The sequence below is a fragment of the Sphingomonas spermidinifaciens genome (assembly GCF_002351485.1).
In the GTDB taxonomy this organism is placed as follows: domain Bacteria; phylum Pseudomonadota; class Alphaproteobacteria; order Sphingomonadales; family Sphingomonadaceae; genus Sphingomonas; species Sphingomonas spermidinifaciens.
The window spans coordinates 78,054-103,761 of record NZ_NWMW01000001.1 but is presented as its reverse complement, the minus strand read 5'-3'; the positions used below and the strand labels follow the sequence as shown (position 1 = coordinate 103,761).

The window sequence follows — 25,708 nt, the reverse complement described above, 5'->3', positions numbered from 1 at the left end:
GAAAATCCTGATCGGCGGGGGGCGCGCGGCCCATGTCTTTGCAAGCCGGACGCCCGCTTGCTGGAGCGGCGTCGACTCGAAGACGGTTTGGCTCGGAGCGGATTCACCGAAGGAGTGCACGGGCGTGTCGGAAGGCATGGTCTACGATCCCGGCTATAGTGCAGCACCGATTGCGTATCGCTGGGCCGAAGCCGCGCACCAAAAAGGGCGCACGAAGTTCGACTGGCAGAGGATTGCTATGAGCGCGTGCCGAAAAGGCGTCGATCAGCGCACGCGCTGTCCAGTGGGGGGCCGTATCAGCAGCAGTTTTTCGGGGCATTGGAATAACCGGCACTCGGAATTGTCTTGCACGGGTCACACCGACGAGGGAGCCGACCCATGAGAATCGGGGCAGTCGCCGCGACGTTTATCGTATTTTGCTTACCCGGTGACGGACGGGCGGAAGCGCAGGCCGCCGTCGGCGTCGCCGTGCTGTTTCCGAATGGATCAAGCTTTCGGAATTTCGCGGCCAGCCTTGGCGAGGTGCGCTGCGGCGCAGCCTGCCAAAGAACAGCGCAGATCGTTCACAATCACCGCTATGATGATGGGGACGGGATGTGAGCGCTGCACCTCCTCGGCCTCCGTCCAAGCGGCGCCCTCTCCGGTGGTTCCCGCCCCTTTCGGCGGAGAGGGCCTCATCAGATGGACGCCGCGCCTCAAGGCACCGTCCATCTATCCGAGGCCATGCCAAGCGCCAGCCCGAACCGCTTCGACCGCGCCTATCCGGCGCGCCCCGCCGGGGCGGCGGCGCTCCGAAGCGCGGCACCGAGGGACGCCAGCTTGTGGTTGAGCGCCGTCAACTCCTCGGCACGCATCCCGGTCGCTTCGAGCAACGCGGCAGGAATGCAGCCGAGTGCATCGTCGATCAGGCTCCGACCGGCGTCACTCAAGGCAACCCGAACGACGCGCTCGTCCTGCTTGTCCCGCGTTCTCGTGACCAGTCCGGCGGATTCGAGTCGCTTGATGAGCGGAGTCAGCGTGTTCGACTCCAAATGCAGCTTAGCCCCGAGCGCGCTCACCGTTTGCGCATCAGCGCCCCGCAATGCCACCAGTGCGAGGTACTGGGGATAGGTGATGCCGAAGCGATCAAGCAGCGGCTTGTAGACGCGGTTGAACGCCAGCCCGGTCGCATAGACCGAGAAGCACAGGAACTGGTCGAGCGGATCGCCCTGAGGGGCGGGAGGCGATGTTTCTGACATGGGGCCCATATAAATCGCGCGCGATTAAATCGCAACGCTTGACAGTGAACGTGACCCAGCTATTTAGGTCGTGTGCGATTTAATCGCTCATACCTCTAACAGGGAGATCACCAATGCGCAGCATGACGCACTTCGCCGCCCTTGCCTCTACCGCGCTGCTGCCGCTCGCCGCGGCGCCCGCGTCAGCCCAGGCGCTCGAGCCAGCTGCCGCGGCCTTTGCCAAGGCTGCCGCTGCCGGGAAGCCGATCTACGAACTGCCCTATGCCGACGCACGTGCCGTGCTGGCGGGCGCGCAGGCCGAGAAGGTGGCCGCATCGGCTGCCACCTCGACAAAGGACGTGGTGTGGAAGATCGGCCCGACCGGCCAGGTGCGCGTCCGTATCGTGCGCCCGGCCGATGCCGCGGGCACCCTGCCCGCCGTGCTCTACTATCATGGCGGCGGCTGGGTGATGGGCGACCGCAACACGCATGATCACCTGATACGCGAGCTGGCGGTGCAGGCGCGCGCTGCAGTCGTCTTCGTCGAATATGACAACGCACCGGAGGTTCGCTACCCGGTCAACAACGAACAGGCCTATGCCGCGCTCGAGCAGGTCGCCGCCAATGGCGCAGCGCTCGGCATCGACCCGTCGCGGCTGGCGGTGGCGGGAGACAGCGCGGGCGGCAATATGGCGATCGCCGTCACGATGATGGCCAAGGACCGCGCTGGCCCGAGGATCAGCCATCAGCTGCTCTTCTATCCGGTGACCGATGACGTTTCGGACAACGCATCCTATCGCGCCTTCGGTGATGGCCCGTTCCTTACCCGCCGTGCCATGGATTATTTTCTGGAGGCGAATTTTCCCGCCGACCGCCGAAAGGACGTGCTCGCCTTCCCTTTGCGCGCCTCGCTCGACCAGTTGGCGGGCCTTCCCGCAGCGACCGTGATCGTGGCCGAGAACGACCTGCTTCGTGACGAGGGCGAGGCCTATGGGCGTCGACTGATGGACGCCGGCGTGCCCGTCGCCATCACCCGCTACAATGGCACGATGCACGATTTCGTGATGCTGAACGCGCTTGCCGGGAGTGAGCCGGCCCGCACCGCCATTGCCCAAGGCGCCCAGCGGCTGCGCAGCAGCTTTGTACGTTGACCCCCTCGACCAGGAATGGAGTCATGACCACGATCCTGTATGCAACCCGTGCTACCGCAACCGGCGGCCGAGACGGCGCCGCACGCACCGACGACGGCACCTTCGAAGTGGCGCTGGGAACGCCGAAGGAACTGGGCGGCAACGGCCGGGGCAACAACCCGGAGCAATTGTTCGCCGCCGGCTACGCCGCCTGCTTCCTCAGCGCGCTGAAATTCGTCGGTGCGCAGGGCAACCGCGCCCGATTGTCAGCCGATACGAGCGTGGCGGCGACCGTCGGCATCGGACCGCGCGAGGACAAGGGCTTTGGCCTTGTCGTGACACTTGAAGTCTCGCTCCCCGGTCTCGATGCCGCAGAGGCTGAAGCACTGGTCGAGGAAGCTGACGCGGTCTGCCCCTATTCGCATGCGGTGCGGGGGAACATCCCGGTCCGCCTGACCATCACCGAAAACGCCTGACATTGTGGCGACTGGCCCGGACAATCTCGGCGGTCCGGGCCACCTCGTCGTCCAAATCACCGCAAGCAACTCGCAACACTGGCCCCATCGCGTGGAACAGGTCTTAGTTGGACCCGATGCGCGACGCGCACGTTGAATTCAGTATGCGCGTGGTTTCGCTGTAACCCCGATCCAGTGGCGAAAGATGTCAATGCGTCAGGAGCATCCGGCAGCAGCTGCCGGGGCGGCGTGTCAAGCGAGAAGGGTGGTCCTTCGGTTTTGGGGCGGTGTCTGACTGCTCTACGGCCCCGCGCTGGCGGCATGGTCGCGCAGCCGACCGCGAACGTGCTTCCGCTCGGCGAGGCGGGCGACCTCAATGCTTGCCGACACGGCCGCTAGTCGGCCCGATCGAGTGCGAGCAGTGCGAAGGTCGCGAGCCAGTGCTCGCCCATATAATCGTCGCCGAGGTGCGGCAGGCTGGCCGCGAGGTGGGTGGCGGCGGCCGCTTCGGCGCGGGGGGCGACAGAATGCACCGGGCCGAGAACCGCCGCGATCTGGCGCCAGCACCAGGCGCGGCTGAGGTTGAGGCCGTCGAGATGCGCGATCTTGCCGTCGCTGCGATCGGACACGTGCGCGGGGGTGAAGAGGGTCGCCGGCTCGCCGGCTGCCGCGCGAGGCAGGAAGCCGTCGAACCAAGCGCGAAACGCCCCGGCGCCGAGCACGCGGCTCATCAACATCGCCTCGCACAATGCCGGCGACAGGAACTCGTCGCCCCCCGGCTCCCACGCCTGGCAGTCACGGTCGCTGCCGAACCAGAGGCACGCCGCATCCGCGATCGCGGTCCGCAGCGCCGGGTCGCGGTGCTCCGCCCAGTCCCAGGCGAGCGTCAGCGCAAAGGCGATGTTGAAATGCGTGCCGACCCGCAGCGGATAGGTGAGCCGCGGGAGAAACCCCTTGCAACGCTCCGCGAGCAGCCGAGCGAGCGGCTCCAGCGCCGTGCCCCAACCGGCGTCGTGACGGCATGCCTCGTCGTGCAGTGCCAGCGCCCAGGCCCAGCCATAGGGCCGCTCGAACCCCGCCGCGCCCGGCCGCTCGAAATAGGCGATCTCGCCCGCGACCTTTTCGGGCACCAGCATCGGATCGGCGCGGGCACGGATCGCGGGGGCGAGGTCGAGGTCGGGGAACCGCCGGATCAGCCGCAGCAGCTGCCACCAGCCATGCACGCAGCTGTGCCAGTCGAAGCTGCCGTAGAAGATCGGGTGGAGCACCGACGGCGGCCTCACATCCTCAGGCCCATTGAGCAAGTGCATCAGCATGTTCGGATATTCGCGGCCGACATGGCCGAAGGTCATCGCGGCAAAGGCGCTGGCGGTCTCACGATCGAGGCGGGTCATGCCACCATCGCGTAGAGGAGCGCGATGTTGAATGCGAGCAGCGGCAGCGCGGTGCCGACCTGCGCACGAATGACGCCGTACTTGTCCCGGAGGTCGAGGAGCGCGGCGGGCAACAGGTTGAAGTTGGCCGCCATCGGCGTCAGCAACGTGCCGCAGAAGCCCGCGAGCATGCCGACTGCCGCGACGATCGCCGGATCGCCGCTCGCGCCGCGGATCAAGAGCGGCACGCCCACCGCCGCCGCCATCACCGGGAACGCGGCGAAGGCATTGCCCATCACGATCGTGAACAACGCCATGCCGAGGCCATAGGCCGCGACCGCGCCGAACACGCTGCCCGCTGGGATCACCGCGCCGATCAGTCCGCCCACCACCTCGCCGACGCCTGCGAGCGCAAAGACGGCGCCGAGGCTCGCCAGCATCTGCGGCATGACGGCGACCCAGCCGATATCGTCGATGAGGTCGCGCCCTGCCATGAACGGCTCGTCGGGACGCGCGCGGAGCAGCATGGCGCAGAGTGCGAGCGCGAGCAGCGTGCCGAGAGTCAGCGCCACGAGCGTCACCTGCTTGGGATCGACGAGGCCCGGCAGCTGCTTGAAGAGGATCGTGCCAATGACCGCCGTCGCCGGGATGACCAGCGCGGGCACGAACACGCGGGGCCCGTAGCGCGGCTCTGCGGGCGGCGTCGGCTCGGCCCGGCGCATCCGCCCTGACGCCGCGATCGCGACGAGCGCGAGCACGAGGACGCCGTTGATGACGTCGCCCAGCCGGTCGCCCGCAAGGAAGGAGAGCGCGATCAGCGCGTGGAACGCCGCGTTGGCCCAGCGCCGGTCGCGCACGCCCGACACCGCGAAGATCGCAAACACCGCGCCAGCCACGGCATAGACGAGGTCGAGGCCGATCACTTCGCCCTCCCCAGCCGCCGGTCGAGCCACATCAGCCGCGCGCCGTGGATCAGGGACGCGGCGATCGCCGTGGGGATCGCCCAGATCGAGAGCTGAAAGGGTTCGAGGACGATGCCATAGCCCTCCAGCACGCCCTTCATCAGCAGGATCGATCCGATCGCGATGAAGATATCCTCGCCGAAGAACAGCCCGACATTGTCGGTGGCGGCGGCCATCGCTTTCACCCGCTCGCTCTCGCCGTCGTCGCCGGTCTGGCGCTCAGCCGCGGCCTCTGCCATCGGCGCGACGAGCGGGCGGACGGTCTGCGCCGGCCCTCCGACCGACGTGAGGCCGAGCGCCGCCGTCACCTGTCGGAACAGCAGATAACCCATCAGCAGCCGCCCCACCGTCGCCCCGCGCAAGCCCGCGACGAGCGACCGCGCACGTGCCTGAAGCCCGCGCCGTTCGAGCAGGCCGATCACCGGCAGCACCATGTAGATCGCCGTAACGTAGCGAGTGTCGTTGAACGCGCGGCCGAAGGTGGCGAGGATGCGACCGGGATCGAGCCCCGCCGCCAGCCCCGTCACCGCCGCCGAGACGATGATGACGAGGAGCGGGTTGAAGCGGAGGAGGAACCCGCCCGCGATCACCGCGATGCCGGCCAGCACCAGCATCAGCGGCCGGCTCCGTAGCCGCCGCCACCCGGCGTTTCGATCACGATCACGTCGCCCGGCGCCATGTCGGCAATCGCGGTCGAGCCGAGCGGCTCGATCTGGCCGTCCGCCCGCTCGACCCGGTTGACGCCCGCCCGGCCCCCTTCGCCTCCTGCCAGCCCAAAGGGCGGCACCACGCGGCGATTGCTGAGGATGCCGGCCCGCAAGGGCGCAAGGAAGCGCAGCCGCCGCACCGTGCCGTCGCCGCCGCGCCACTCGCCCGTCCCGCCCGACGCGCCCCGGATCGCGAACTGCTCGACCAGAACGGGATAGCGTGTTTCAAGCACCTCGGGATCGGTCAGGCGGCTGTTGGTCATGTGGGTCTGCACCGCGTCGGCGCCGTGATGACCCGGTCCCGCGCCCGCGCCGCCGGCGATCGTCTCGTAATATTGATAGGTCGCGTCGCCGAAAGTGAGGTTGTTCATCGTCCCCTGGCTCCCCGCCATCGCCCCCAGCGCGCCGAGCAACGTGTCGGTGACGACCTGGCTCACCTCGACATTGCCCGCGACGACTGCGGCGGGGAAGCGCGGGTTGAGCATCGACCCCTCGGGCACGATCAGCGTGACGGGCCGCAGGAACCCCTCGTTGAGCGGCACCGCCTCGTCGACCAGCAGCCGCAGGACGTAGAGGACCGCGGCGCGCGTGACCGCGAGCGGGGCGTTGAAGTTGCTAGGGCGCTGCTCGCTCGTCCCGGTGAAGTCGATCAGCGCCTCGCCCGTCGCGCGGTCGATGCGGACGGCGACCTTCACCACCGATCCGTCGTCAAGTTCATAGGCGAAGGTGCCGTCGTCGAGCGCCGCGATCATCCGCCGCGCCATCGCCTCGGCATGCGCCTGGACATGGGCCATGTAGCGCGTGACCACCGCCCCGCCCTGCTCCGCCGCAAGTTGGCGGAGACCCTCCGCGCCGCGTGCGCAGGCGGCGACCTGAGCGGCGAGATCGGCGAGGTTCTGGTCGATGTTGCGCGCCGGATGCGGCCCGCCCGCCAGCAGCGTGCGGATCGCGTCCGACTGCATGACGCCATTGGCGACGATCAGCACGTCGTCGAAGATCACACCCTCGTCGGCGATCGTCCGGCTGTCAGGTGGCATCGAGCCGGGCGTCGTCCCACCGACATCGGCATGATGCCCGCGCGCTGCGACATAGAAAGCGGGTGCGTCGCCACCCGCGAACACCGGCATGACAACGGTGATGTCGGGCAGGTGGGTGCCTCCGCGATAGGGATCGTTGAGGGCATAGACCTCCCCCGCGCGCATCGTCCCCGCCCGATTGGCGATGACGGTGCGGATACTTTCGCCCATCGATCCCAGATGCACCGGAATATGCGGGGCGTTGGCAACAAGGCCCCCTTCCGCATCGAAGATCGCACAGGAGAAATCAAGCCGTTCGCGGATGTTGACCGAGGCGGCACTCCGCTGGAGGGCGGCGCCCATTTCCTCGGCGATGCCCATGAAAAGGCCCGCGAAGATTTCAAGCCTGACAGGGTCGGCGACTTCGCTTGATGCCGCGACACCGGGTGCTTCGCTGCGTTCGAGCAGGAGCGTCCCTTCGCCGAGCACCCGCGCCTGCCAGCCCGGCTCGACGACGACGGTGGACACGGGGTCGAGGATCAACGCCGGTCCTGAGAGGCGCGCGTCGGCGGCGAGATCCTCGCGCCGATGGACCGGCACGTCGTGGCTTGCGCCCGCGAGATACATTGCGACGCGATCGATCGGGGCGGCCGTCTCGATGGGCAGCGCGGCGGCGGGCAAATCCTCACCATCGCTCGCCCGCGCCTCGACGCGCAGCCGCTCGGCGACGAGGGCATCGTCGCCGGTGAAGCCGAAGCGTTGGCGATGTGCCCCGGCGAAGGCGGCGGCCATGGCGTCGGAGCTGCCCCAGGGCACCTCGATCGTCTGGTCGCCACGCGCATAACGGAGATGCGCCGCCGCCTCGATCCGGATCGCCTTCGCGGCGACCCCGTGCGCAACCAGCGCGGTTCGCGCGTCGTCGGCAAGGCGGTGCAGCGCCGTCGCAATACCGGCATCGCCGACCGGCAGTCCGAGCGTCGCTTCCCGCACCACGCTCCGCTCGGCCAGACCGATGCCCACCGCCGACAGCACCCCGGCGAGCGGGTGAATGAGCACCTGTCGCATCCCCAGCGCATCGGCGACGAGGCAGGCATGCTGCCCGCCCGCCCCGCCGAAACAGGCGAGCGCATAGGCCGCCGGGTCCTCGCCCCGCGCAACGGAGACGGCGCGGATTGCGCGCGCCATGTTGGCGACCGCGATCGCCACCAGCCCCTCGGCAGCGGCTTCGCGGGTCAGGCGGTCGCCGGTCGCCGCCTCGACCTGATCGAGCAGCGCATCGAGTGCAGCCTCGGACGCAGCGCGGTCGGGCGGCAGGTCACGGTTCGGCCCGAACAACGCAGGAAAATGCGTGGGCTGGATTTTGCCCAGAACGAGGTTGCAGTCGGTGATCGTCAGCAGGCCGCCGCGGCGATAGCAGGCCGGGCCGGGATCGGCGCCCGCCGACGCAGGGCCGACGAGCAGCCGCCCGCCGTCGAAATGGCAGATCGACCCGCCGCCCGCGGCAACGGTGTCGATCCGCATCATCGGCACCGCGACGCGCACGCCCGCGAGCACCGCGTCAGAGCGCAGGTCATAGGTACCGGCATAAAGCGAGACATCGGTCGAGGTACCACCCATGTCGAAGCCGATGACGCGGTCGAACCCTGCCGCCGCGGCAGTTCGCGCCATGCCGACGATCCCGCCCGCCGGGCCGGAGAGCAACGCATCCTTGCCGCCAAAGCCAGAACCCGCGACCAGCCCGCCGCTCGACTGCATGAACAGGAGGTCGGGTCCCAGCGCCCCCTCCAGCCCCTCGACATAGCGGCGCAGCACGGGCGAGAGATACGCATCGGCGAGCGTCGTGTCGCCGCGCGCGACAAGGCGGATGAGTGGCGCGGTGCGGTGGCTGACCGAGACCTGGGTGAACCCTGCCGCGGCGGCGAGTTCGGCCAGCGCCGCTTCGTGCGCGGTGTGCTTCCACCCGTGCATCAGGACGATCGCAACCGCGCGCAGGCCCCTTTTATACGCGCCGGCGAACGCCGCGGCGGCCGCGCCGTGGTCGAGCGGGGTCAGGACCGTGCCGTCCTCGCCCACGCGCTCGTCGATCTCCACCACCTCCGCGAACAAGGGCGGCGGGCGGCGGATGTCGCGGGCGAAGATGTCGGGCCGATCCTGATAGCCGATGGTCAGTGCGTCCCCGAAGCCCCTGGTAATGGCCAGCAACACCGGCTCACCGGCGCGTTCGAGCAGCGCGTTGGTGGCGATCGTGGTGCCGATGCGGATGCGGCACGGCGGCAGCGGCCCGTCGCCCACGCCGGTCAGCTCGCGGATCGCCGCCTCCGCCGCGTCATGGCGGCGGGCGGGATCTTCGGACAAGAGCTTGGCGGTCGCCAGCGTGCCATCTGGCCGCCGCGCCACCACATCGGTAAAGGTGCCGCCGCGGTCGATCCAGAAACGCCATTCGCTCATCGCCGCTGTCTGACATCCTTCGCAGGCTTGGGGAAGCTGCGCGCGCCTGCTAGGCGGTGGCGATGCTCAACCTCAACGACGTGACCGTGCGCCTGGGCGGCCGGACCATCATCGACGGCGCCAGCGCGCGCCTGCCGCCCAAGGGCCGCATCGGCCTGATCGGTCGCAACGGCGCGGGCAAGACGACGCTGGTGCGTACCATCACCGGCGCGATCGAGGCCGATGCCGGCAGCATCGACATGCCGCGCGGCGCGCGCCTCGGCTACATCGCCCAGGAAGCCCCTGCGGGCGACCGGACGCCGTTCGAAACGGTGCTCGCCGCCGATACCGAGCGCGCTGCGCTGATGATCGAGAGCGAGACGTGCGAGGACCCTGATCGGCTCGGCGACGTCTATGAGCGGCTGATCGCGATCGACGCCTATACCGCGCCGTCGCGTGCGGCGCAGATCCTCGTCGGCCTCGGCTTCGACGAGGATATGCAGCAGCGCCCGCTCGACAGCTTTTCGGGCGGGTGGAAGATGCGCGTGGCGCTTGCCAGCCTGCTCTTCTCACAGCCCGACCTGCTGCTTCTCGACGAGCCGTCGAACCACCTCGACCTCGAAGCGGTGATGTGGCTCGAGGACTTCCTCAAAAGCTATCCGGCGACGATCCTGCTCGTCAGCCACGAGCGCGACTTCCTCAACAATGTGGTCGACCACATCCTGCATCTGGGCGGCGGCAAGCTGACGCTCTATCCCGGTGGCTACGACGCTTTCGAGCGGCAGCGGGCCGAACGGCAGGCGCAGATCGCCTCCGCCCGCGCCAAGCAGCAGGCCGAGCGTGAAAAGCTGCAGGACTATGTCGCCCGCAATTCCGCCCGTGCCTCGACCGCCAAGCAAGCGCAGGCGCGCGCCAAGATGCTGGCCAAGATGCAGCCGATCGCCGAGCTGATCGACGATCCGACGCTGTCCTTCGGCTTTCCCGATCCCGAGGAACTGCGCCCGCCACTGGTCACGCTCGACATGGCGGCGGTCGGATACGACGCGGTGCCGATCCTGCGCCGCCTCAACCTTCGGCTCGACCCCGACGACCGGCTGGCGCTGCTCGGCCGTAACGGCAACGGCAAGACGACGCTGGCGCGGCTGCTGGCGGCACAGCTGCCCACGATGGAAGGCGGGATGAGCGCCAGCGGCAAGATGCGCGTCGGCTATTTCACGCAGTATCAGGTCGAGGAGCTGGACCGCGATGAAACGCCGCTTCAGCACATGACGATCGCGATGAAGGGTGCGTCGCCCGGCGCGGTGCGGGCGCAGCTTGGGCGGTTCGGCTTTGCGGGGCAGAAAGCCACCACGCAGGTCGGCAAGCTGTCGGGCGGCGAGCGGGCACGGCTGGCATTGGCGCTCATCACGCGCGACGCACCGCACATGCTGATCCTCGACGAGCCGACCAACCACCTCGACGTCGATGCGCGAGAGGCACTGATCCAGGCGCTCAACGCCTATACCGGCGCCGTCGTGATCGTCAGCCATGACCGCCACATGATTGAGATGACTGCCGACCGGCTGGTGCTGGTCGACAACGGCACCGCGCGCGACTTCGACGGGTCGGTCGACGACTATATCGCGATGATTCTCGGCAAGGAGTCGCCGGCCAAGGCCGAGGCGCGCGGGGGCGAGAAGAAGTCGGGCCTCGATCGCGACCAGCTTAAGGCGCTGCGCCAGCGCGCGAAGGCAGCGGAGAGCGATCTCGCCAGGCTGAGCGCCGAGCGCGAGGCCCTCGATCGCACGCTCGCGGACCCGGCGACAGCCGGTGCGCCGGTCGGCGACCTGATGAAGCGCAGGGCCGAGCTCGACCTCGCGGTTGCGGCGGCGGAAGCGGCGTGGCTCGAGGCGAGCGAGGCGGCGGAGGCGATCGCCGCCTGAGCCCCGAAAGGCCCAGGCGGCGGTCGGTCAGGTGCGCAGCTGCTTCACTGCATGGTCGGCGGCGCGGACCGTCAGCGCCATGAAGGTCAGCGAGGGATTGACGCACGCCACCGATGCCATCTGTGCACCGTCGGTGACATAGAGGTTGGGCGCATCATGTGCCTGGCTCCACCCATTGAGCACCGACGCCCGCGGATCGGCGCCCATGCGCGCGCCGCCCATCTCGTGAATCGCGTCGCCGGGGACGTGCTCCCCCTCATAGCTCGACACGTTGATGAGGCCGGCCTCGCGCAACATCTTTTCACCCTGCTCCTTGGCGTCGGCCATCATCTTCAGCTCGTTCTCACGGAAGGTAACGTCGAACTTCATCAGCGGCACGCCGAACCGGTCGACCTTCGACGGATGGAGCGACACGTGATTGTCCCTGTAGGGCAGGCACTCGCCGAACGCGCCCATTCCGAAGTTCCAGCCGCTATATTTGCGCATCCCGTGCTTCATCTCGGCCCCGAAGCCGACCGGACCCATCGGGTTGCGGCTGGCGCCGCCCTGGTAGCCATAGCCGCGCTTGAACCCCACGCCTTCCTCGCCGCCGATGTTGCGGAAACGCGGGATATAGACGCCGCCGGGCCGCCGGCCATATTCGATATACTCGGTCATGCCCGGGATGTCGCCCGACACGCCGACGCGGAAGATATGGTCCATGACATAGCGGCCGAGCGTGCCGCTATTGTCGAACCAGCTCTTCTCGCTGCCCGGCGCGCGCGAGTTCATCAGGATCTGAACCGACCCCATCGCCGAGGCACAGAGAAAGACGAGGCCGGCATTGACGACCTGGGCCTGACCCGTCTTGGCGTCGATATAGCGCACACCCGTCACGCGCTTGGCCCTGGGGTCGTACTCGAGATTGGTGACGACCGCATCGGACTGGAGCGTCAAGCGGCCCGTCGCGCGCGCGGCGGGCAGCGTCACCGCCTGGGTGGAAAAATACGCGCCGAACGAGCAGCCATTGCCGCACTGGTTGCGGTGCTGGCACTTGGTGCGGTTCTGCTCGGGCTTGTCGACGGTGATGTTCGACAGGCGCGTGTTGATGAGCTTGCGGCCCGGGAACTTGGCCTCGAGCCGCTCCTTCATCCACTTCTCGGCGATGTTCATCGGCATAGGCGGCATGAATTCGCTATCGGGCAGATAGGGCAGGTTCTCGCGCGAGCCCGAGACGCCGATGTACTTCTCGACCTGGCTGTACCAGGGCGCGACATCGTCATAGCCGATCGGCCAGACACCATCGATCCCCTCACGCTTGTTCGCGGCGAAGTCCTCTTCGGCCCAGCGGAAGCTCCAGCGGCCCCAGATCAGCGACTTGCCGCCCACCGCGCCGGGGCGAATCCAATAGAACTTGCTGCCCTCGTCATAGGCGTAGGGATTGAGCCGGTCGTCATTGTAGAACTTGCGGCTGCTCGGCGCGACATAGCCGTGGCGGGCGATAAAATAGTCGCTGTCGCGCAGCGGCTCGGGCATGCGGTTGCGCGCCGGCACCTCGAAGGCGGGCTTGCCCTCGTAATCATAGCCCTCGCTGTGCTCGACCATCACGCCGCGGTCGAGCATCAGGACCTTGAGGCCCTTTTCGGTCAATTCCTTGGCGGCGAACCCGCCGCTGATCCCCGAGCCGATGACGATCGCATCGAAACGGTTGGTCGAAGCCGTCTGCATAAATCCCTCCCGGTACGCGCTCAGTAACGCAGCGCGCGGAGCGTCTTGAAGCTGGTGGTGATGTCGGGAAGATAGGGCGCAGGCGCCTGATCGTTCTCGACATAGAAGTGGCGCACGCCCTTGCTCGACGGGCGGGCGAAGATCGCGCCGAAATCGACGGTGCCGGTGCCGACCGCGGTCATGTTGCCGTCGGCGCGCCGATCCTTGACGTGATAGGCGTAGAGCCGTGGCGACAGCCGATCGAGCAACGCCTCCATGTCCTGCCCCGCGACGATCGCCCAGAACAGATCGAGCTCGATCTTCACCAGCGCCGGGTCGGTCGCCTCGAGCAGCAGGTCGTACATCGACTTGTCGCCGATGCGCGTCGTGAACTCGAAATCGTGGTTGTGATAGGCGAAGCCGAGGCCCGCTGCCTTCAGTTCGGTCGCGAAGCGGTTGATGTTGGGCAGCGCCCCCTTCCACCCGGCCTCGTTGCGGTACTCGTCGGTCATGTACGGCAGCACGACCGTGTCGGCTCCCAGCGTCTTCGCCATCGCCACCTGCTTGGGCAGGTCGGCGAGCAGCGCGTCATAGCCGATGTGCACCGACGGCGACTTCAGCCGCAGGCGGTCCATCGTGCGGCGGAGCAGCTTGTGGTCCATCGCGTCATAGCCGCCGCCACCGAACTCGACCTCGCGATAGCCGATGCGGGCGACCTGCTCGAGCGTCTTGACCGGATCCTTCTGGAAGATCTCGCGCACGGTGTAGAGCTGGAGGCCTATGGCGCCAAGCTGCGCGCCCGCGGCAAGGCGCGGCATCGCCGCGAGCGCAAGCGCCCCGCCAGCGCCGCCGATCAGGGTACGACGATGGATCACGAGCTGTAGACCTTGTTGACGCCGGCATAGGGGAAGGCACCGTTATACTCGCCGGGAACCGGCAGATATTCGCGCTCCTGCGTGATGCCGATTTCCGACGTGTAATAACCGGTGATGACGAGCTGGCGGAAGTTCTCGAACCACGCCTTGCCGCCCGGGATCTGGTCGTTCATCGCCAAGGTGAGCAGCGTGTCATGCTGCTTGGCCGACGCCTTGTCGCCAGCGACCTTGAAGTCGGCGACCGATCGCTTGTCGATCGCGTCGAGCCCGGCAATGATCGGCTCGCGCTCCTTGGGATAGGACCAGTCGGCGAGCAGTTTCTCGATATACTGCGGCACGCCCGCGGCGATCGCGCCCGGCGTGTCGGTGGTCGGGATCACCCGTTCCGACAGCGCGGTCAGCAGCGTGCGCTGGGCGGGCGTGAACACGGCCACACTCGGCGGCCCGTCGCTGATCCCGGGAATGACGGCACCCTTGGTCTGTGCGGCTGCCGTGGCGGCTCGGGCGATCGGCGCGAACGCCCCTGCCCCGAACATCGCGGCCACGCCGGCCAGCGCGGTTCTGCGGTCGATAATCACTTGGCCTCTCCTGTCAGGTCCTGCGCGATCGCCGCCTCGGGCAGCGGGCGCACCCAGATGTTGCGGATTGATACGGGCGAGTCGTGATCCTGAAGCTGAATGGGCGCGGCATCGCCATGCGCCTCGTACTTCGCAATCTGCCGCCAGATGGTGGTGCCGAGCATCGCCTGATGATTCTGGACGAGTACGCCGTTCAGGAATGCGGTGATGTAGGCGGGACGAAGGAGCTTGCCCGCCGCATCGAAGCGCGGCCGCTCGAACACGATGTCGTAGCTTTGCCACTCGCCGGGCTTGCGCGAGGCGTTGGCGAGCGGCGGTTTCCAGCCATAGACCGCGCCGACCGTGCCGTCGGCATAGGTCGGGTTGTCATGGCCATCGAGGATCTGGATCTCGTAGCGTTCCATGAACCAGATGCCGCTGTTCCCGCGATCCTGCGACGTGCGCGTCGGCGGATTGGGGCTGCGAAACTCCAGATGCATCTGGACGTCGCCGAAGCTCTGCTTCGTGGTCAGGGGACCCGCGCCCTTGGGAATGGTCATGACGCCGTCCCGGACCGTCCAGAGCGCCTTGCTCGGCCGCCAGGCGTCGAGCGAGGTGCCGTCGAACAGCACCACCGCATCGGCGGGCGCGCCGCCCGGCTGCGGTGCCGGCGCGACCACCGCCGGATAGGGCCGGTCGGCGTCATGAACGCGCCACTTGCCGCCCGGCAGCACGGGCGTGTCCTTGAAGCCCGGCTTGTCCTGCGCAGCGGCCGGACCGGCCAGCGCCACGGCCGCGACGGCGGCCCACCTTGCAAACATCACGCCTACTCCCCTCACACCTTGTCGATCGCGCGATAGGCGGCGATCAGCCGCTCCTCGCCCGCGCGTCCGTCGATCGAATTGCCGTGCTCCATGCCGATCACGCCGGCATAGCGCTTCAACTTCAGCCACTTGACGATGTTGCCGTAGTTGATCTCGCCCGACCCCGGCTCCTTGCGGCCGGGATTGTCGCCGAACTGGATATAGCCGATCTCGTCCCAGCACATGCCGAGCGCCGGGATCAGGTTCCCCGACTGAATCTGCTCGTGGTAGCAGTCGGCGAGGACCTTGACCCCCGCGCGGTCTGCCCCGCGCGCGACCGCGAGCCCCTGTGCAAAGGTCTGCATATAGACGCCGGGATGGTCGGTGCGGGTGTTGAGCGGCTCCATGACGAGCGTCAGGCCCTTGCCCGCGACAATGTCGCCGGCGCGCCGCATCACGTCGATGACGCGCGCGGTCTGCACGTCGAGCGGCACGCGCGGGTCGAGAAAGCCCGTCACCACGGTCGCGTGCGTCGCATTGAGGCGCTTGGCCACATCCAGCGAGGCGCGGATGTCCGCAAGGAACGCATCCCGCTCCGCCACGTCGCCCGACCCGAAGCGGGGACGGCTCTCGCCCCATCTGGGCATCGAGGCGACGAAGACGCCCATCGTCATACCCCGGTCGGCCAGCGCCTTCGCCATCGCCGTCTGCTCGGCGACGGTGCGGCCCGCCGCCTCATTGTCCTCCCAAGCGGTGAACCCCTGGTCGGCGGCAAAGGCGATCTGCTCGATTCTGCCGCCGCGGCTTGCGAAGCTGCCCTCGTGCGGCGCGAACTTCATCGAGAAGCGCGCGGCGTTCGACTGCGGCGCGGCACAGGCTGCGCCAGCGACCAGCGGCGTCACCGCGGCGGCGGCGATCAGGCTGCGGCGGGTGAGGCTCATCCGCGCACGCCCTCGCGGCTGTCGTCGCGGAAGCTGAACTGGAAGATCAGCGCGATCACCGCTGCGGCGACGGCGGGCGCGACCCACATCCCCTGCCAGTCGGCGATCGTCGGCGTCGCGGGCAGCTGCGCATAGAGGAGGCCACCGATCTGCGAGCCGAGCAGCATGCCGACGCCATAGGTGAACAGCGTCAGCATCCCCTGCGCCTGCGCATTGACCCCCTTCGGCGCGGCGATCGTCTGCGTATAGATCGCGCCGGCGACGAAGAAGAAGTCGTAGCAGATGCCGTGCAGCGCAACGCCGAGATAAACCGCCCAAAGCCCCGATCCGCCATCGCCGATCGCGAACAGCGCATAGCGAAGCGCCCAGGCGGCCATGCCCACCAGCAGTAGCGGCTTCACGCCGAAGCGGCGATAGAGCAGCGGCATCGAGAACATGAAGACGAGCTCGGACATCTGCCCGATGGCGAGCGTGCCGCCCACATTCTCGATCCCCGCCGCGCCGACATAGGGCGAGGCATAGGCGTAATACATCGCCAGCGGGATCGAGATCAGCGTCGCGCAAGTGACGAAGATCAGGAACGAGCGCTGACGCAGCAGCCCGAACGCCTCGACGCAGAGCACCTGGCGGACGAGGCTGCCGTCGCTCGGCGCGTCGGCTTCGACATTGGGGAGCGTCAGGCTGTAGAAGCCGAGCGCGAGCGACACGACCGCGGCGACGCGGAAAATCTCGGGGCTCGCCGACAGGCCCGCCCAGCCGATGATGAGGCCCGCGGCAATCCAGCCGATCGTGCCGAATGCGCGCACGAACGGGAAGCGATCGACCCGCTCGCCGAAGCTCTTGAGCGCGATCGTGTTCGCTAAGCCGACCGTCGGCATATAGAGGATCATGTAGCAAAGGAGCAGCCAGACGAAGGTGCTGCCCCCTTCCGGATTGATGAAGCCGGGAAGAATGAAGAGCAGCACGCCGCCGACCAGATGCAGGATCACCATCAGCATCTTGGGACTGAGGAACCGCGTCGCGGCCATGCCGAGGAGGAACGACCCGACGATCGAGGCAATCGGCCCCACCGAAAAGGCGTTGGCGATGAGGTCGCCGATACCGACCGTCTGCATGACGAGGCCGAGCGTCACCGCGCCCGCGCCCCAGACGAAGAATTGCATGAACATCAACGCGCTGAGACGCGCTGTCAGCATGCCTGCCGCCGGACGCGCGCCGCCCGCAATGGTCCCGTCAATCGCGGCCATTCCGCACTCCTCCCTCACGCGGTTCGCCCGCTTTGCTCGGGCACAGGCCTATGCAGCGCGCGGCAGCGTGTAAAGCGTTACATTGCGCTCGTGTGCAAATATGAAAATGAACGTGCATTAACATTGGATGGTCGGAATTGATCGTAAGACACTGGTAAGGTAAGTTTCTTGGTTTCTTCGCGCGGACCAACACCGCCCTGTGAGGCCTCACCCGCGCAGCAACAGCATACGTAAACATGACAACGTTGGCATGGCCGCGGACGAATGCGTTGCGCCTGTCCAACATAGGATAATTTCGCGTGCTGCCCATGCGCGCGGGTGCTAGTGCCGCAAGATGAGCGAACCGATCGAGACCGACGCACCCGAAGGCCGTCGGCGCTGGAACGAACCCGAGCGCATCGCCGCGCTCGAAGCGTATGACATTCTCGACACGCCGGCGGAGCATGATTTCGACGAGCTTGCGCAGCTCGCCGCCGACGCGCTCGAGGCGCCGATCGCGTTGGTCAGCCTCGTCGCGCGCGATCGCCAGTGGTTCAAGGCAGAGGTTGGCCTTGGCGCGCGCGAGACGCCGATCGGAACGTCGATCTGCGTCCACGCGCTCGCCGGCGACGGGCTGATGGTGGTACCCGACCTCAGCGCCGATCCGCGTTTCGCCGACAACCCGTTCGTCACCGCGACCGGCGGCATCCGCTTCTACGCGGGCGCCGTTCTTTATGGCCGGAGCGGCGCACCGCTCGGCACCCTTTGCGTCATCGACCATGTCGCCCGCCCGGACGGGCTGACGCCGGCACAGCGCCGCTTGCTCGAGTCGCTGGCGCGTCAGGTCGTCGCGCAGATGGAGCTGCGGCGCGCGATCGCCGACGCCCGCGCGCGCCGCGAGGAGCGCCTCGCGATCGAGACACGCTACCAGCTCGCCGCGCAGGCGACTACCGACGCGATCTGGGACTGGGACCTCGCCACCGACCGCGTCCAGTGGAACGCGGCACTCGAGATCGCTTACGGCCACAAGCCCGAGGGCAACCAGACCGCCGGTCACTGGTGGCTTGAGCGCATTCACCCCGACGATCGCGACGGGGTGGGCACCAGCATCTATGCCGCAATCGCTGGCGACGACCTGAACTGGTCGGCCGAATACCGGTTCGAGCGCGCCGACGGGAGCTACGCGCCGGTTTATGACCGCGGCTCGATCCTGCGGGGGAGCGACGGGCGGGCGGTGCGGATGATCGGCGCCATGCTCGACCTGACCGAGCGGCGCGCGCGCGAGGCCGAATTGCGCGCCAGCAACGCGCGCTTCCGCGCGGCGGTCGCGGCGATCGACGGCTATGTCTGGACCAACACGCCGGAGGGCGAGATGCAGGGAGACCAGCCCGGCTGGCATGCGCTGACGGGGCAGACCGAGGCCGAGTATCGCGGTTATGGCTGGACCGCGGCCGTGCATCCCGACGACGTGCCGGGATCGGTCGCCGCGTGGCAGGCGGCGCTCGCCAGCCAGTCGATGTACGTCCACGAACATCGCGTGCGCACGGCCGCCGGCGAATGGCGGCAGTTCGCTACCCGCGGCGTGCCCCTTTTCGACGAGAGCGGCACGCTCGTCGAATGGGTGGGCATCCACACCGATGTTACCGAACGCCGCGCCCAGCAGGCGGCGCTGCGCGAGAGTCAGGCGAAGCTTCAGTTCCTCGACGATCTCGGCAGCGCGATCGCCGACGCGAGCGATGCCGACACGATCATGGCGACGACGACCGCGATGGTCGCGCGCCACATGGGCGTCGCCAACTGCGCCTATGCCGACATGGATGCCGACGAAGACGGCTTTACCATTCGCGGCGATGGCGCGGCGCCGGGTACCGACAGCATCGTCGGTCATTATCGCCTTCGCGACTTCGGCGAACGTGCGGTTGCGACGTTGCGGGCGGGCCAGCCGCTCGTCGTCGCCGACATCGCCGCAGAGCTGCCCGAAGCGGCGGCGGCGACCTTCGCCGCGATCGGCGTCGCCGCGACGGTGTGCATGCCGCTGGTCAAGGGCGGACGACTGACGGCGCTGATGGCGGTCTATGATCGTGTGCCGCACGCCTGGAGCAGCGAGTCGCTAAGCCTGATCGCGGCGGTGGCCGAGCGGTCTTGGGCCCATATCGAGCGGGTCCGCATCAATGGCGACCTCGCCGAGCTCAACGCCAGCCTCGAGGCGCGCGTCGCCGAGCGCACGCGCGCGCTGCTCGCCGCCGAGGAAGCGCTCCGTCAGGCGCAGAAGATGGAGGCGGTGGGCCAGCTGACCGGCGGCATTGCCCACGACTTCAACAACCTGCTGACGATCGTGATCGGCAGCGTCGACATCGCCCGCCGCGCATTGGCCGTGGGCGACGCGATGCGCGCGACGCGGGCGATGGGCAATGCGCAGAAGGGCGCAGAGCGGGCCGCGGCGCTCACCCAGCGACTGCTGGCCTTCTCGCGCCGCCAACCGCTCGACCCCAAGCCGCTCGACGTCGGCCGGCTGATCGGCGAGATGTCAGACCTGATCGGTCGGGCGCTGGGCGAGACGGTGACGCTGGAGGTGATCGGCGACCCGGCCCTGTGGCGCGTCGAGGCCGATCCCAACCAGCTTGAGAACGCGATCCTAAACCTTGCGGTCAACGCCCGCGACGCGATGCCCGGCGGCGGGCGCCTCGTCATCGAGACGCGCAACGCCGAGGTACATGAAGGCGACCTTTCCGAGGTGCCGCCGGGCGATTACGTGATGGTCGCCGTGACCGACACCGGCATCGGCATGCCGCGCGAGACGCTGGCGCGCGTGTTCGAGCCCTTCTTCACCACCAAGGAGGTCGGGCGCGGCACCGGCCTCGGCCTCAGCCAGGTCTATGGCTTCGTCCGCCAATCGGGCGGGCAGGTGAAGATGTTCTCGCAGGAGCATGTCGGCACTACCATCCGCCTCTATCTGCCGCGCTTCCACGGCGAGGACGGCGTGCGCGACGAGGAGGCGGTGACCGCCGCTCCGCTCCCGCGCCGCTTGGACGAGACGATCATGGTCGTCGAGGACGATGACGATGTGCGCGCCTATACCGTCGAGGTGCTGCGCGAGCTCGGCTACCGCGTGCTCGAGGCGCATGACGGCACCACGGCACTGCGCCTGCTTGAGCGGCGCGATACCGCGATCGACCTGCTCTTCACCGACGTGGTGATGCCGGGCATGTCGGGGAGCGAGCTGGTCGCGAAGGCGCGCGCGGTGAAGCCGGCACTGCGCGTCCTCTACGCCAGCGGGTATACGCGCAACGCGATCATGCAGGGCGGACGGCTAGAGCCCGGCATCGACCTGATCGCCAAGCCGTTCACCTATGAGGGCCTCGCCCGCAAGATCCGCGACGTGATCGAAGGCTGAAGGCGTCGGGCGATTGCGCTTGCGACGACGCCCGCTTGCGCTAAAGGGCGGCGCGTCGGACGGGTCAGCCCGAACGACAAAGATCGCGCCGGTGCCCGAGAGGGCTTGAATGGGAATGCGGTGCGGAGCCCCCAAGGCTCCAATTCCGCGGCTGTCCCTGCAACTGTAAGCGGCGAGCGAGGCGAGCACGTGGCCGGCAATGCGCCGGGCACAGCCACTGGGGAAACCTGGGAAGGCGCCCGCCGAGCCCTGACCCGCGAGCCAGGAGACCTGCCGGCGCAGTCGCTCATCGCTGTGGTCCAGGGGATGGCCGGGGCGCGGGACATGCTTCCGTTCGAGCGACGAAGCCGCGCGGCCTCTGGAGGGCCAAGTGCGGCGCTGGTCGTTCCGGGGGCATCGCGTTCGCCCCTCGCCCGCCCGTGCGCCGCCGTTCGTCCGCGAACAGCCCCCAGCCGCGTCCTTTGGAGCAACGCGGGGGACAGAATGAACATGACGACAATCCAAGTTTCGCTGATCGCGCTCGCCGCGGCAGCCAGCCTTGCCGCGCCCGCCGCGGCGCAGACCGACCCGAGCCAGCCCGCGCGCGATGCCGAGGGCAACGCGATCGTCGTCACCGCGACCCGCTCGACCGGCGCGGTCGAGGCGGCGACGGTGCCCGCCTCGCTCACCGTGCTGTCGGCAGACGACCTCGAGGAGCGGCAGGTCCGCGTCGTAACCGACGTGCTTCGCGACGTGCCGGGCCTGGCGGTCAGCCAGACCGGCGGCCGCGGCGGCCTGACCCAGGTGCGCGTGCGGGGGGCCGAGAGCAATCACGTCCTCGTCCTCGTCGACGGAATCGAGGTGTCGGATCCCTATCAGGGCGAGTTCGACTGGAACACGCTGGCCGCCGACGACGGCGCCCGGATCGAGGTGCTGCGCGGGCAGCAATCCTCGCTCTACGGCTCTGACGCGATCGGCGGCGTCATCCACTATATCACCGCGACGGGCCGTGAGGCGCCGGGCGTCTCGCTGCGGGTCGAGGGCGGGTCGTTCGACACGCTCGCCGGTAATGCTCGCATCGCAGGCGCGGGCGAGACTGTCGATTACGCGCTCACCGGCACACTCTATCGCACCGATGGCCAGCCGACCGCGCGCGGCGGCGTCCGCAATGTCGGCGTCACCAGCGCCTCGGGCAGCGCCAAGGCGAGCTGGACACCCGCCGACAATTTCCGCCTGACCGCGGTCGGCCGCTACAGCTATACCGACGCGCTGACCAACAACAGCGACGGCGATTTCGCCAGCCCGACCTTCGGCTACACCGTCGACAGCCCCGGCGTGCGGACGCGGATCGACGGGGCCTACGGCCTCGTTCGCGGCGACCTGTCGCTATTGGACGGTCGCTGGACGCATGCGCTGACGGGACAGGTCGCCGACACGGTGCGCCAGGGGCTGACGCCCGACGGTCTCGACTATGGCAACAAGGGCCGTCGCTGGAAGGGCAGCTACGAAACCGGCCTGCGCCTCGGCGACGACCGGGTCGGTCACCGCCTGACCGCCGCGGTCGATTATGAGCATGAGGCTTATCGGACGACCACCCCCTCGCCCTTCGCCTTCCAGGGGCGCCGCACCACCGAGAATTGGGGATTTGTCGGCCAGTACGAACTGACCGTGGGCGAGGCGCTGTCCGCCGGTGCGAGCATCCGCCACGACGCCAACAACCGCTTTGCGGACGCAACGACGTGGCGCGCGCAGGCGGGGTACCGCCTGCCCTTCGGCCTGCGGGTGCGCGGCGCCTATGGCACGGGCGTCAAGAATCCCGGCTATTTCGACCTGTTCGGCTATTCCGACGGCCGCTACATCGGCAACCCGAACCTGCGGCCCGAGAAGTCCGAGGGTTGGGAAGTCGGGTTGGACCAGCAGATCGGCGACCGCGCGACGATTGGCGCGACCTATTTCGACAATCGGCTGAAGGACGAAATCTTCGTCACCTATCCCGCGCCCGATTTCGTCGCGACGCCATCGAACCGCGCGACCCGGTCGAAGCAGCACGGCGTCGAGGCGTTCGTGTCGGCGCGGCCCGTCGACCAGCTCAAGATCGACCTTGCCTATACCTATACCGACGCCACCGAGAACGGCGTGCGCGAAGTGCGCCGGCCGCGCCATGTAGGCAGCGTCAACGTGACCGCGTTCAGCACGGACAAGCGCTTCTCGGGCACGTTCACAGCGCGCTACAACGGACGGCAGGACGATCTGGCATTCATCGACCCCAGCTTCGTCCCCGTCACCGTGTCGCTGGAGGAGTTCGTCATCGTCAACTTCGCCGCCGGCTATAAGCTGACCGACAAGCTGTCGCTGTTCGGCCGGGTCGAGAACCTGGTCGGCGAGCGGAACGAGGAGGTGTTCAGCTTCGTCGGCAACGGCCGCGCCGCCTATGGCGGCGTGCGGGCGCGCTTCTGATGCGACTCGCGGCGGCATCGCTGATGCTGCTGCTGGCGGCCGGGTGCAGCGCGCGCCCGGCCGCTGTTCCGGTCGCCTCGGCAAAGCCGGTGCGCGTGATGAGCGTCAACCAGTGCACCGACCAGATCGTCCTCGCGCTGCTGCCGCCCGAGCGCATCGCCTCGGTCAGCTGGCTGTCGCGCGACACGGCCGGCTCGCTGATGGCGGGCGCAGCTGCCCGCGTGCCGCTCAATCACGGCCAGGCCGAAGAGGTGCTGCGCCAAGCGCCCGACCTCGTCATCGCGGGCAGCTTCACCACCCCGGCGCTGCGCGGCATGCTCAGGCGGATCGGCTGGCCGATGATCGAGGTCGATCACGCGAGCAGCTTCGATGACATCCGCCGCACCGTCCGCCAGATCGCCGCCGCGGTCGGCGAGCGGGCGCGCGGCGAGGCGCTGATCGCGGGGATGGATGCACGCCTGACCGAGGCATCGCGGCGCGCGCGCCGCCATCCGCGCGTCGCCGCGTGGGACGGCAGCGGCTTCGGCGCGGCGTCGGGCACGCTCTACGACGCGGTGCTGACCGCCGCGGGTGCGCGCAACGTGGTCCGCGAGATGGGCGGCTATAGCTATGGTCGCCCGAACATCGAGACGCTGCTGAAGCTTGACCCCGACCTGATCGTACAGGGCGCCGCCGTCCGATCGGGCGGCAGCCTGGGCGACGAGATCACCAATCACCGGATCGTCCGCGAACGCTGGAAGGGTCGGACGCTCCGCATTCCACAGGCCTATTATGTCTGCGGCACGCCGATGATCGGCGACGCTGTGCTTCGTCTTCAGGCGGAGATGGCGGCGTGAGGGCGGCGGCGCTCCAACTGCTGATCGCAGCGATCCTCGCGCTGGCGGCGGGGTCGCTGCTCGCCGGGCCGGTCTGGCTGTCGCCTGCGAGCGTCGCCGGCGCGCTCGCCGATCCGCAGCCGAACCTCGCCAAGCTCCTGATCGTCGAGGTGCGGCTGCCGCGGCTCGTCCTCGCGCTGATGGTCGGCGCGATTCTCGGGCTGGCGGGCGCAGTGCTTCAGGGCCTGCTCCGCAATCCGCTCGCCGAGCCGGGGCTGCTCGGCGCGTCGTCGGGCGCATCGCTTGGGGCGGTGATCGCGATCTATTACGGGTTCGCGGCGAGTGCGGGGCTGGCGACGCCGGTGTTCGCGCTCGCGGGCGCGCTGGTGGCGGTCGGCATCGCCTTTGCGCTGTCGCGGACCGGGGGCACGTTGTCGTTGATCCTCGCTGGCGTCGCGGTCTCGACGCTTGCGTCGGCAGGCGTCAGCTTGGCGCTCAACCTCGCGCCCAATCCGTTCGCGGCGTACGAGATCGTCACCTGGCTGATGGGATCGCTCGCCGACCGGAGCTGGGACCATGTGACGCTCGCCGCGCCATTCATCGCGATCGGTGCGGCGCTGCTGGCGCTGACCGCGCGCGGGCTTGACGCGTTGACACTTGGGGAGCGGCAAGCCGAAAGCCTGGGCGTCGATGTGGCGCGGCTGCGACTGCTCGCGCTGGTGGGTACCGCGGCGGGCGTGGGCGCAGCGACCGCGGTGACCGGGGCGGTCGGGTTCGTGGGGCTGATCGCACCGCATCTCGCGCGGCCACTCGTCGGGCACCGGCCGGGCGCGGCGCTCGCGCCCTCGGCGCTGATCGGCGCGGCACTGGTACTCGCCGCCGACGTGGCGGTGAAGATCGCCGGGCCGGCGCTCGACCTCAAGCTCGGCGTGCTGATCGCGGTGGTCGGCGCGCCCTTCTTCCTCTGGCTCGTGCTTCGCGTGCGGCAGGTGGCGCCATGACGCGACTGTCTCTCGCGGACGTGACGCTCCGTCGCGGCGGCAGGTTCGTGCTCGAGTCGGTCGATGCCGTATTCGAAGCCGGTCGCCTCACCGCCGTCATCGGCCCGAACGGCGCGGGAAAGTCGACGCTGCTCGAGGTCGCCGCCGGCCTGCTTCGCCCCGACGCGGGCGAGGTGCTGCTTGGCGGCGAGCCAATCCGCGCGATCGCCCCGCGCCGGCTGGCGAGCATCCGCGCCTACCTTCCCCAATCACCCCGCGCCGAGTGGCCGGTTTCGGTCGAGCGGCTCGTCGCGCTCGGCCTGTCGCCGCAGCTGCCCGCCTTCGGATCGCTGCCCGCACGCTGGCAGCCGGCGATCGACGGCGCGCTTGCACGGTTCGACCTCCTCGCGCTGCGCGAGCGATCAGCAACGCGGCTGTCGGGCGGCGAGCTTGCCCGCGCGATGCTCGCCCGCGCCGTTGTCGCCGAGCCCCGACTGTTGATCGTCGACGAGCCGAGCGCTGGCCTTGATCCCCGTCACGCGCACGAGGCGGCGCGGCAACTGCGCGCGCTGGCCGACGGCGGTTGCACCGTGGTCGTCGCACTCCACGATCTCGACCTCGCCGCCCGCATCGCCGACGAGGTGGTGGCGCTGAAGGACGGCCGTCTGCTCGCCGCCGGCCCCGCCCGCGACGTGCTGACAGGCCCGATCCTCACCGCCCTCTACGACATGCCCGTCAAGGTGGAGGAGGAAGCGCGCGACGTCTCGATCCGGTTCGGCGACTGAC

At 68.6% G+C, this 25,708-nt stretch carries 20 protein-coding genes and 1 riboswitch; of the genes, 9 read left to right on the top strand and 11 right to left on the bottom strand.

What is annotated here, in order from left to right; all coding sequences use genetic code 11:
- Positions 1-378 precede the first annotated feature (378 nt).
- A complete protein-coding gene (locus COC42_RS17325; protein WP_141395751.1) occupies positions 379-600 on the top strand; it encodes a hypothetical protein in 222 nt (73 codons plus the stop codon).
- 158 nt (positions 601-758) lie between these two features.
- Here COC42_RS17325 and COC42_RS00485 read toward each other — a convergent pair whose 3' ends face one another.
- Positions 759-1,238 (bottom strand): MarR family winged helix-turn-helix transcriptional regulator, encoded by a 480-nt coding sequence (locus COC42_RS00485; RefSeq protein ID WP_096341353.1) that lies wholly within the window; start codon positions 1,236-1,238, stop codon positions 759-761.
- A 113-nt stretch (positions 1,239-1,351) separates the two neighbouring features.
- Between COC42_RS00485 and COC42_RS00480 the strand changes: the two genes are divergently transcribed.
- Complete coding sequence (locus COC42_RS00480; protein WP_217991247.1) at positions 1,352-2,368, top strand: alpha/beta hydrolase; 1,017 nt, start codon at positions 1,352-1,354, stop codon at positions 2,366-2,368.
- A gap of 23 nt (positions 2,369-2,391) precedes the next feature.
- Positions 2,392-2,823, top strand: coding sequence for an organic hydroperoxide resistance protein (locus COC42_RS00475; protein ID WP_096341352.1), 432 nt, complete (start codon positions 2,392-2,394; stop codon positions 2,821-2,823).
- A gap of 374 nt (positions 2,824-3,197) precedes the next feature.
- On the opposite strand, the gene COC42_RS00470 is transcribed toward COC42_RS00475, so the two are convergent.
- The 4 genes from COC42_RS00470 to COC42_RS00455 are packed head-to-tail and all read right to left on the bottom strand — an operon-like array spanning position 3,198 to position 9,308.
- Positions 3,198-4,196 (bottom strand): DUF2891 domain-containing protein, encoded by a 999-nt coding sequence (locus COC42_RS00470; protein WP_096341351.1) that lies wholly within the window; start codon positions 4,194-4,196, stop codon positions 3,198-3,200.
- The gene (locus COC42_RS00465) at positions 4,193-5,098 is read right to left on the bottom strand and encodes a DUF979 domain-containing protein (RefSeq protein WP_096342984.1); all 906 of its coding nucleotides are present in this window, start codon (positions 5,096-5,098) and stop codon (positions 4,193-4,195) included. The genes COC42_RS00470 and COC42_RS00465 overlap by 4 nt, the downstream gene beginning before the upstream one ends.
- Positions 5,095-5,751 (bottom strand): DUF969 domain-containing protein, encoded by a 657-nt coding sequence (locus COC42_RS00460; RefSeq protein WP_096341350.1) that lies wholly within the window; start codon positions 5,749-5,751, stop codon positions 5,095-5,097. The genes COC42_RS00465 and COC42_RS00460 overlap by 4 nt, the downstream gene beginning before the upstream one ends.
- On the bottom strand, positions 5,751-9,308 hold the full coding sequence (locus COC42_RS00455; protein WP_096341349.1) for a hydantoinase B/oxoprolinase family protein: 3,558 nt from the start codon (positions 9,306-9,308) through the stop codon (positions 5,751-5,753). Before COC42_RS00455 ends, COC42_RS00460 begins: the two co-directional genes overlap by 1 nt.
- Positions 9,309-9,370: 62 nt before the next feature.
- Here COC42_RS00455 and COC42_RS00450 point away from each other — a divergent pair, with 62 nt between their 5' ends.
- Complete coding sequence (locus tag COC42_RS00450; RefSeq protein WP_096342983.1) at positions 9,371-11,209, top strand: ABC-F family ATP-binding cassette domain-containing protein; 1,839 nt, start codon at positions 9,371-9,373, stop codon at positions 11,207-11,209.
- Positions 11,210-11,236: 27 nt separating this feature from the next.
- On the opposite strand, the gene COC42_RS00445 is transcribed toward COC42_RS00450, so the two are convergent.
- Genes COC42_RS00445 through COC42_RS00420 form a run of 6 tightly spaced genes read right to left on the bottom strand, consistent with a single transcriptional unit; the run spans position 11,237 to position 17,318 of the window.
- Positions 11,237-12,916 (bottom strand): GMC family oxidoreductase, encoded by a 1,680-nt coding sequence (locus COC42_RS00445; protein WP_096341348.1) that lies wholly within the window; start codon positions 12,914-12,916, stop codon positions 11,237-11,239.
- 20 nt (positions 12,917-12,936) lie between these two features.
- Positions 12,937-13,770: a sugar phosphate isomerase/epimerase family protein gene (locus COC42_RS00440; protein WP_245843745.1), complete on the bottom strand. Its 834-nt coding sequence runs from the start codon at positions 13,768-13,770 to the stop codon at positions 12,937-12,939.
- On the bottom strand, positions 13,767-14,345 hold the full coding sequence (locus COC42_RS00435; protein ID WP_096342981.1) for a gluconate 2-dehydrogenase subunit 3 family protein: 579 nt from the start codon (positions 14,343-14,345) through the stop codon (positions 13,767-13,769). Before COC42_RS00435 ends, COC42_RS00440 begins: the two co-directional genes overlap by 4 nt.
- Positions 14,345-15,148 (bottom strand): 3-keto-disaccharide hydrolase, encoded by an 804-nt coding sequence (locus tag COC42_RS00430; protein WP_096341347.1) that lies wholly within the window; start codon positions 15,146-15,148, stop codon positions 14,345-14,347. The genes COC42_RS00435 and COC42_RS00430 overlap by 1 nt, the downstream gene beginning before the upstream one ends.
- 14 nt (positions 15,149-15,162) lie before the next feature.
- The gene (locus COC42_RS00425; protein WP_096341346.1) at positions 15,163-16,071 is read right to left on the bottom strand and encodes a hydroxypyruvate isomerase family protein; all 909 of its coding nucleotides are present in this window, start codon (positions 16,069-16,071) and stop codon (positions 15,163-15,165) included.
- On the bottom strand, positions 16,068-17,318 hold the full coding sequence (locus COC42_RS00420; RefSeq protein ID WP_096341345.1) for an MFS transporter: 1,251 nt from the start codon (positions 17,316-17,318) through the stop codon (positions 16,068-16,070). The genes COC42_RS00425 and COC42_RS00420 overlap by 4 nt, the downstream gene beginning before the upstream one ends.
- A gap of 334 nt (positions 17,319-17,652) precedes the next feature.
- Here COC42_RS00420 and COC42_RS00415 point away from each other — a divergent pair, with 334 nt between their 5' ends.
- The 5 genes from COC42_RS00415 (at position 17,653) to COC42_RS00395 (ending at position 25,707) form a co-directional block, all read left to right on the top strand.
- Positions 17,653-20,691 carry a PAS domain-containing protein gene (locus COC42_RS00415; protein ID WP_096341344.1) on the top strand — a complete coding sequence of 1,013 codons (3,039 nt, stop codon included), beginning with the start codon at positions 17,653-17,655 and terminating at the stop codon, positions 20,689-20,691.
- A 72-nt stretch (positions 20,692-20,763) separates the two neighbouring features.
- Positions 20,764-20,983: riboswitch (cobalamin riboswitch) on the top strand.
- A 197-nt stretch (positions 20,984-21,180) separates the two neighbouring features.
- Positions 21,181-23,127: a TonB-dependent receptor plug domain-containing protein gene (locus COC42_RS00410; RefSeq protein ID WP_096342980.1), complete on the top strand. Its 1,947-nt coding sequence runs from the start codon at positions 21,181-21,183 to the stop codon at positions 23,125-23,127.
- Positions 23,127-23,963, top strand: a complete 837-nt coding sequence (locus COC42_RS00405; RefSeq protein ID WP_096341343.1) for an ABC transporter substrate-binding protein — start codon at positions 23,127-23,129, stop codon at positions 23,961-23,963. Before COC42_RS00410 ends, COC42_RS00405 begins: the two co-directional genes overlap by 1 nt.
- Positions 23,960-24,943: a FecCD family ABC transporter permease gene (locus COC42_RS00400; protein WP_096341342.1), complete on the top strand. Its 984-nt coding sequence runs from the start codon at positions 23,960-23,962 to the stop codon at positions 24,941-24,943. The genes COC42_RS00405 and COC42_RS00400 overlap by 4 nt, the downstream gene beginning before the upstream one ends.
- Positions 24,940-25,707, top strand: coding sequence for an ABC transporter ATP-binding protein (locus COC42_RS00395; protein ID WP_096341341.1), 768 nt, complete (start codon positions 24,940-24,942; stop codon positions 25,705-25,707). Before COC42_RS00400 ends, COC42_RS00395 begins: the two co-directional genes overlap by 4 nt.
- Position 25,708: the final 1 nt, after the last annotated feature.

Bases quoted from the DNA above. Each gene is read 5' to 3' on its own strand.
- COC42_RS00450 (WP_096342983.1), top strand. From the start codon at position 9,371: ATGCTCAACCTCAACGACGTGACCGTGCGCCTGGGCGGCCGGACCATC.
- COC42_RS00445 (WP_096341348.1), bottom strand. From the start codon at position 12,916: ATGCAGACGGCTTCGACCAACCGTTTCGATGCGATCGTCATCGGCTCG.
- COC42_RS00415 (WP_096341344.1), top strand. From the start codon at position 17,653: ATGAGCGAACCGATCGAGACCGACGCACCCGAAGGCCGTCGGCGCTGG.
- COC42_RS00455 (WP_096341349.1), bottom strand. From the start codon at position 9,308: ATGAGCGAATGGCGTTTCTGGATCGACCGCGGCGGCACCTTTACCGAT.
- COC42_RS00480 (WP_217991247.1), top strand. From the start codon at position 1,352: ATGCGCAGCATGACGCACTTCGCCGCCCTTGCCTCTACCGCGCTGCTG.
- COC42_RS00460 (WP_096341350.1), bottom strand. From the start codon at position 5,751: ATGCTGGTGCTGGCCGGCATCGCGGTGATCGCGGGCGGGTTCCTCCTC.
- COC42_RS00425 (WP_096341346.1), bottom strand. From the start codon at position 16,071: ATGAGCCTCACCCGCCGCAGCCTGATCGCCGCCGCCGCGGTGACGCCG.
- COC42_RS00430 (WP_096341347.1), bottom strand. From the start codon at position 15,148: ATGTTTGCAAGGTGGGCCGCCGTCGCGGCCGTGGCGCTGGCCGGTCCG.
- COC42_RS00395 (WP_096341341.1), top strand. From the start codon at position 24,940: ATGACGCGACTGTCTCTCGCGGACGTGACGCTCCGTCGCGGCGGCAGG.
- COC42_RS00420 (WP_096341345.1), bottom strand. From the start codon at position 17,318: ATGGCCGCGATTGACGGGACCATTGCGGGCGGCGCGCGTCCGGCGGCA.
- COC42_RS00475 (WP_096341352.1), top strand. From the start codon at position 2,392: ATGACCACGATCCTGTATGCAACCCGTGCTACCGCAACCGGCGGCCGA.
- COC42_RS00410 (WP_096342980.1), top strand. From the start codon at position 21,181: ATGACGACAATCCAAGTTTCGCTGATCGCGCTCGCCGCGGCAGCCAGC.
- COC42_RS00470 (WP_096341351.1), bottom strand. From the start codon at position 4,196: ATGACCCGCCTCGATCGTGAGACCGCCAGCGCCTTTGCCGCGATGACC.
- COC42_RS17325 (WP_141395751.1), top strand. From the start codon at position 379: ATGAGAATCGGGGCAGTCGCCGCGACGTTTATCGTATTTTGCTTACCC.
- COC42_RS00405 (WP_096341343.1), top strand. From the start codon at position 23,127: ATGCGACTCGCGGCGGCATCGCTGATGCTGCTGCTGGCGGCCGGGTGC.
- COC42_RS00485 (WP_096341353.1), bottom strand. From the start codon at position 1,238: ATGTCAGAAACATCGCCTCCCGCCCCTCAGGGCGATCCGCTCGACCAG.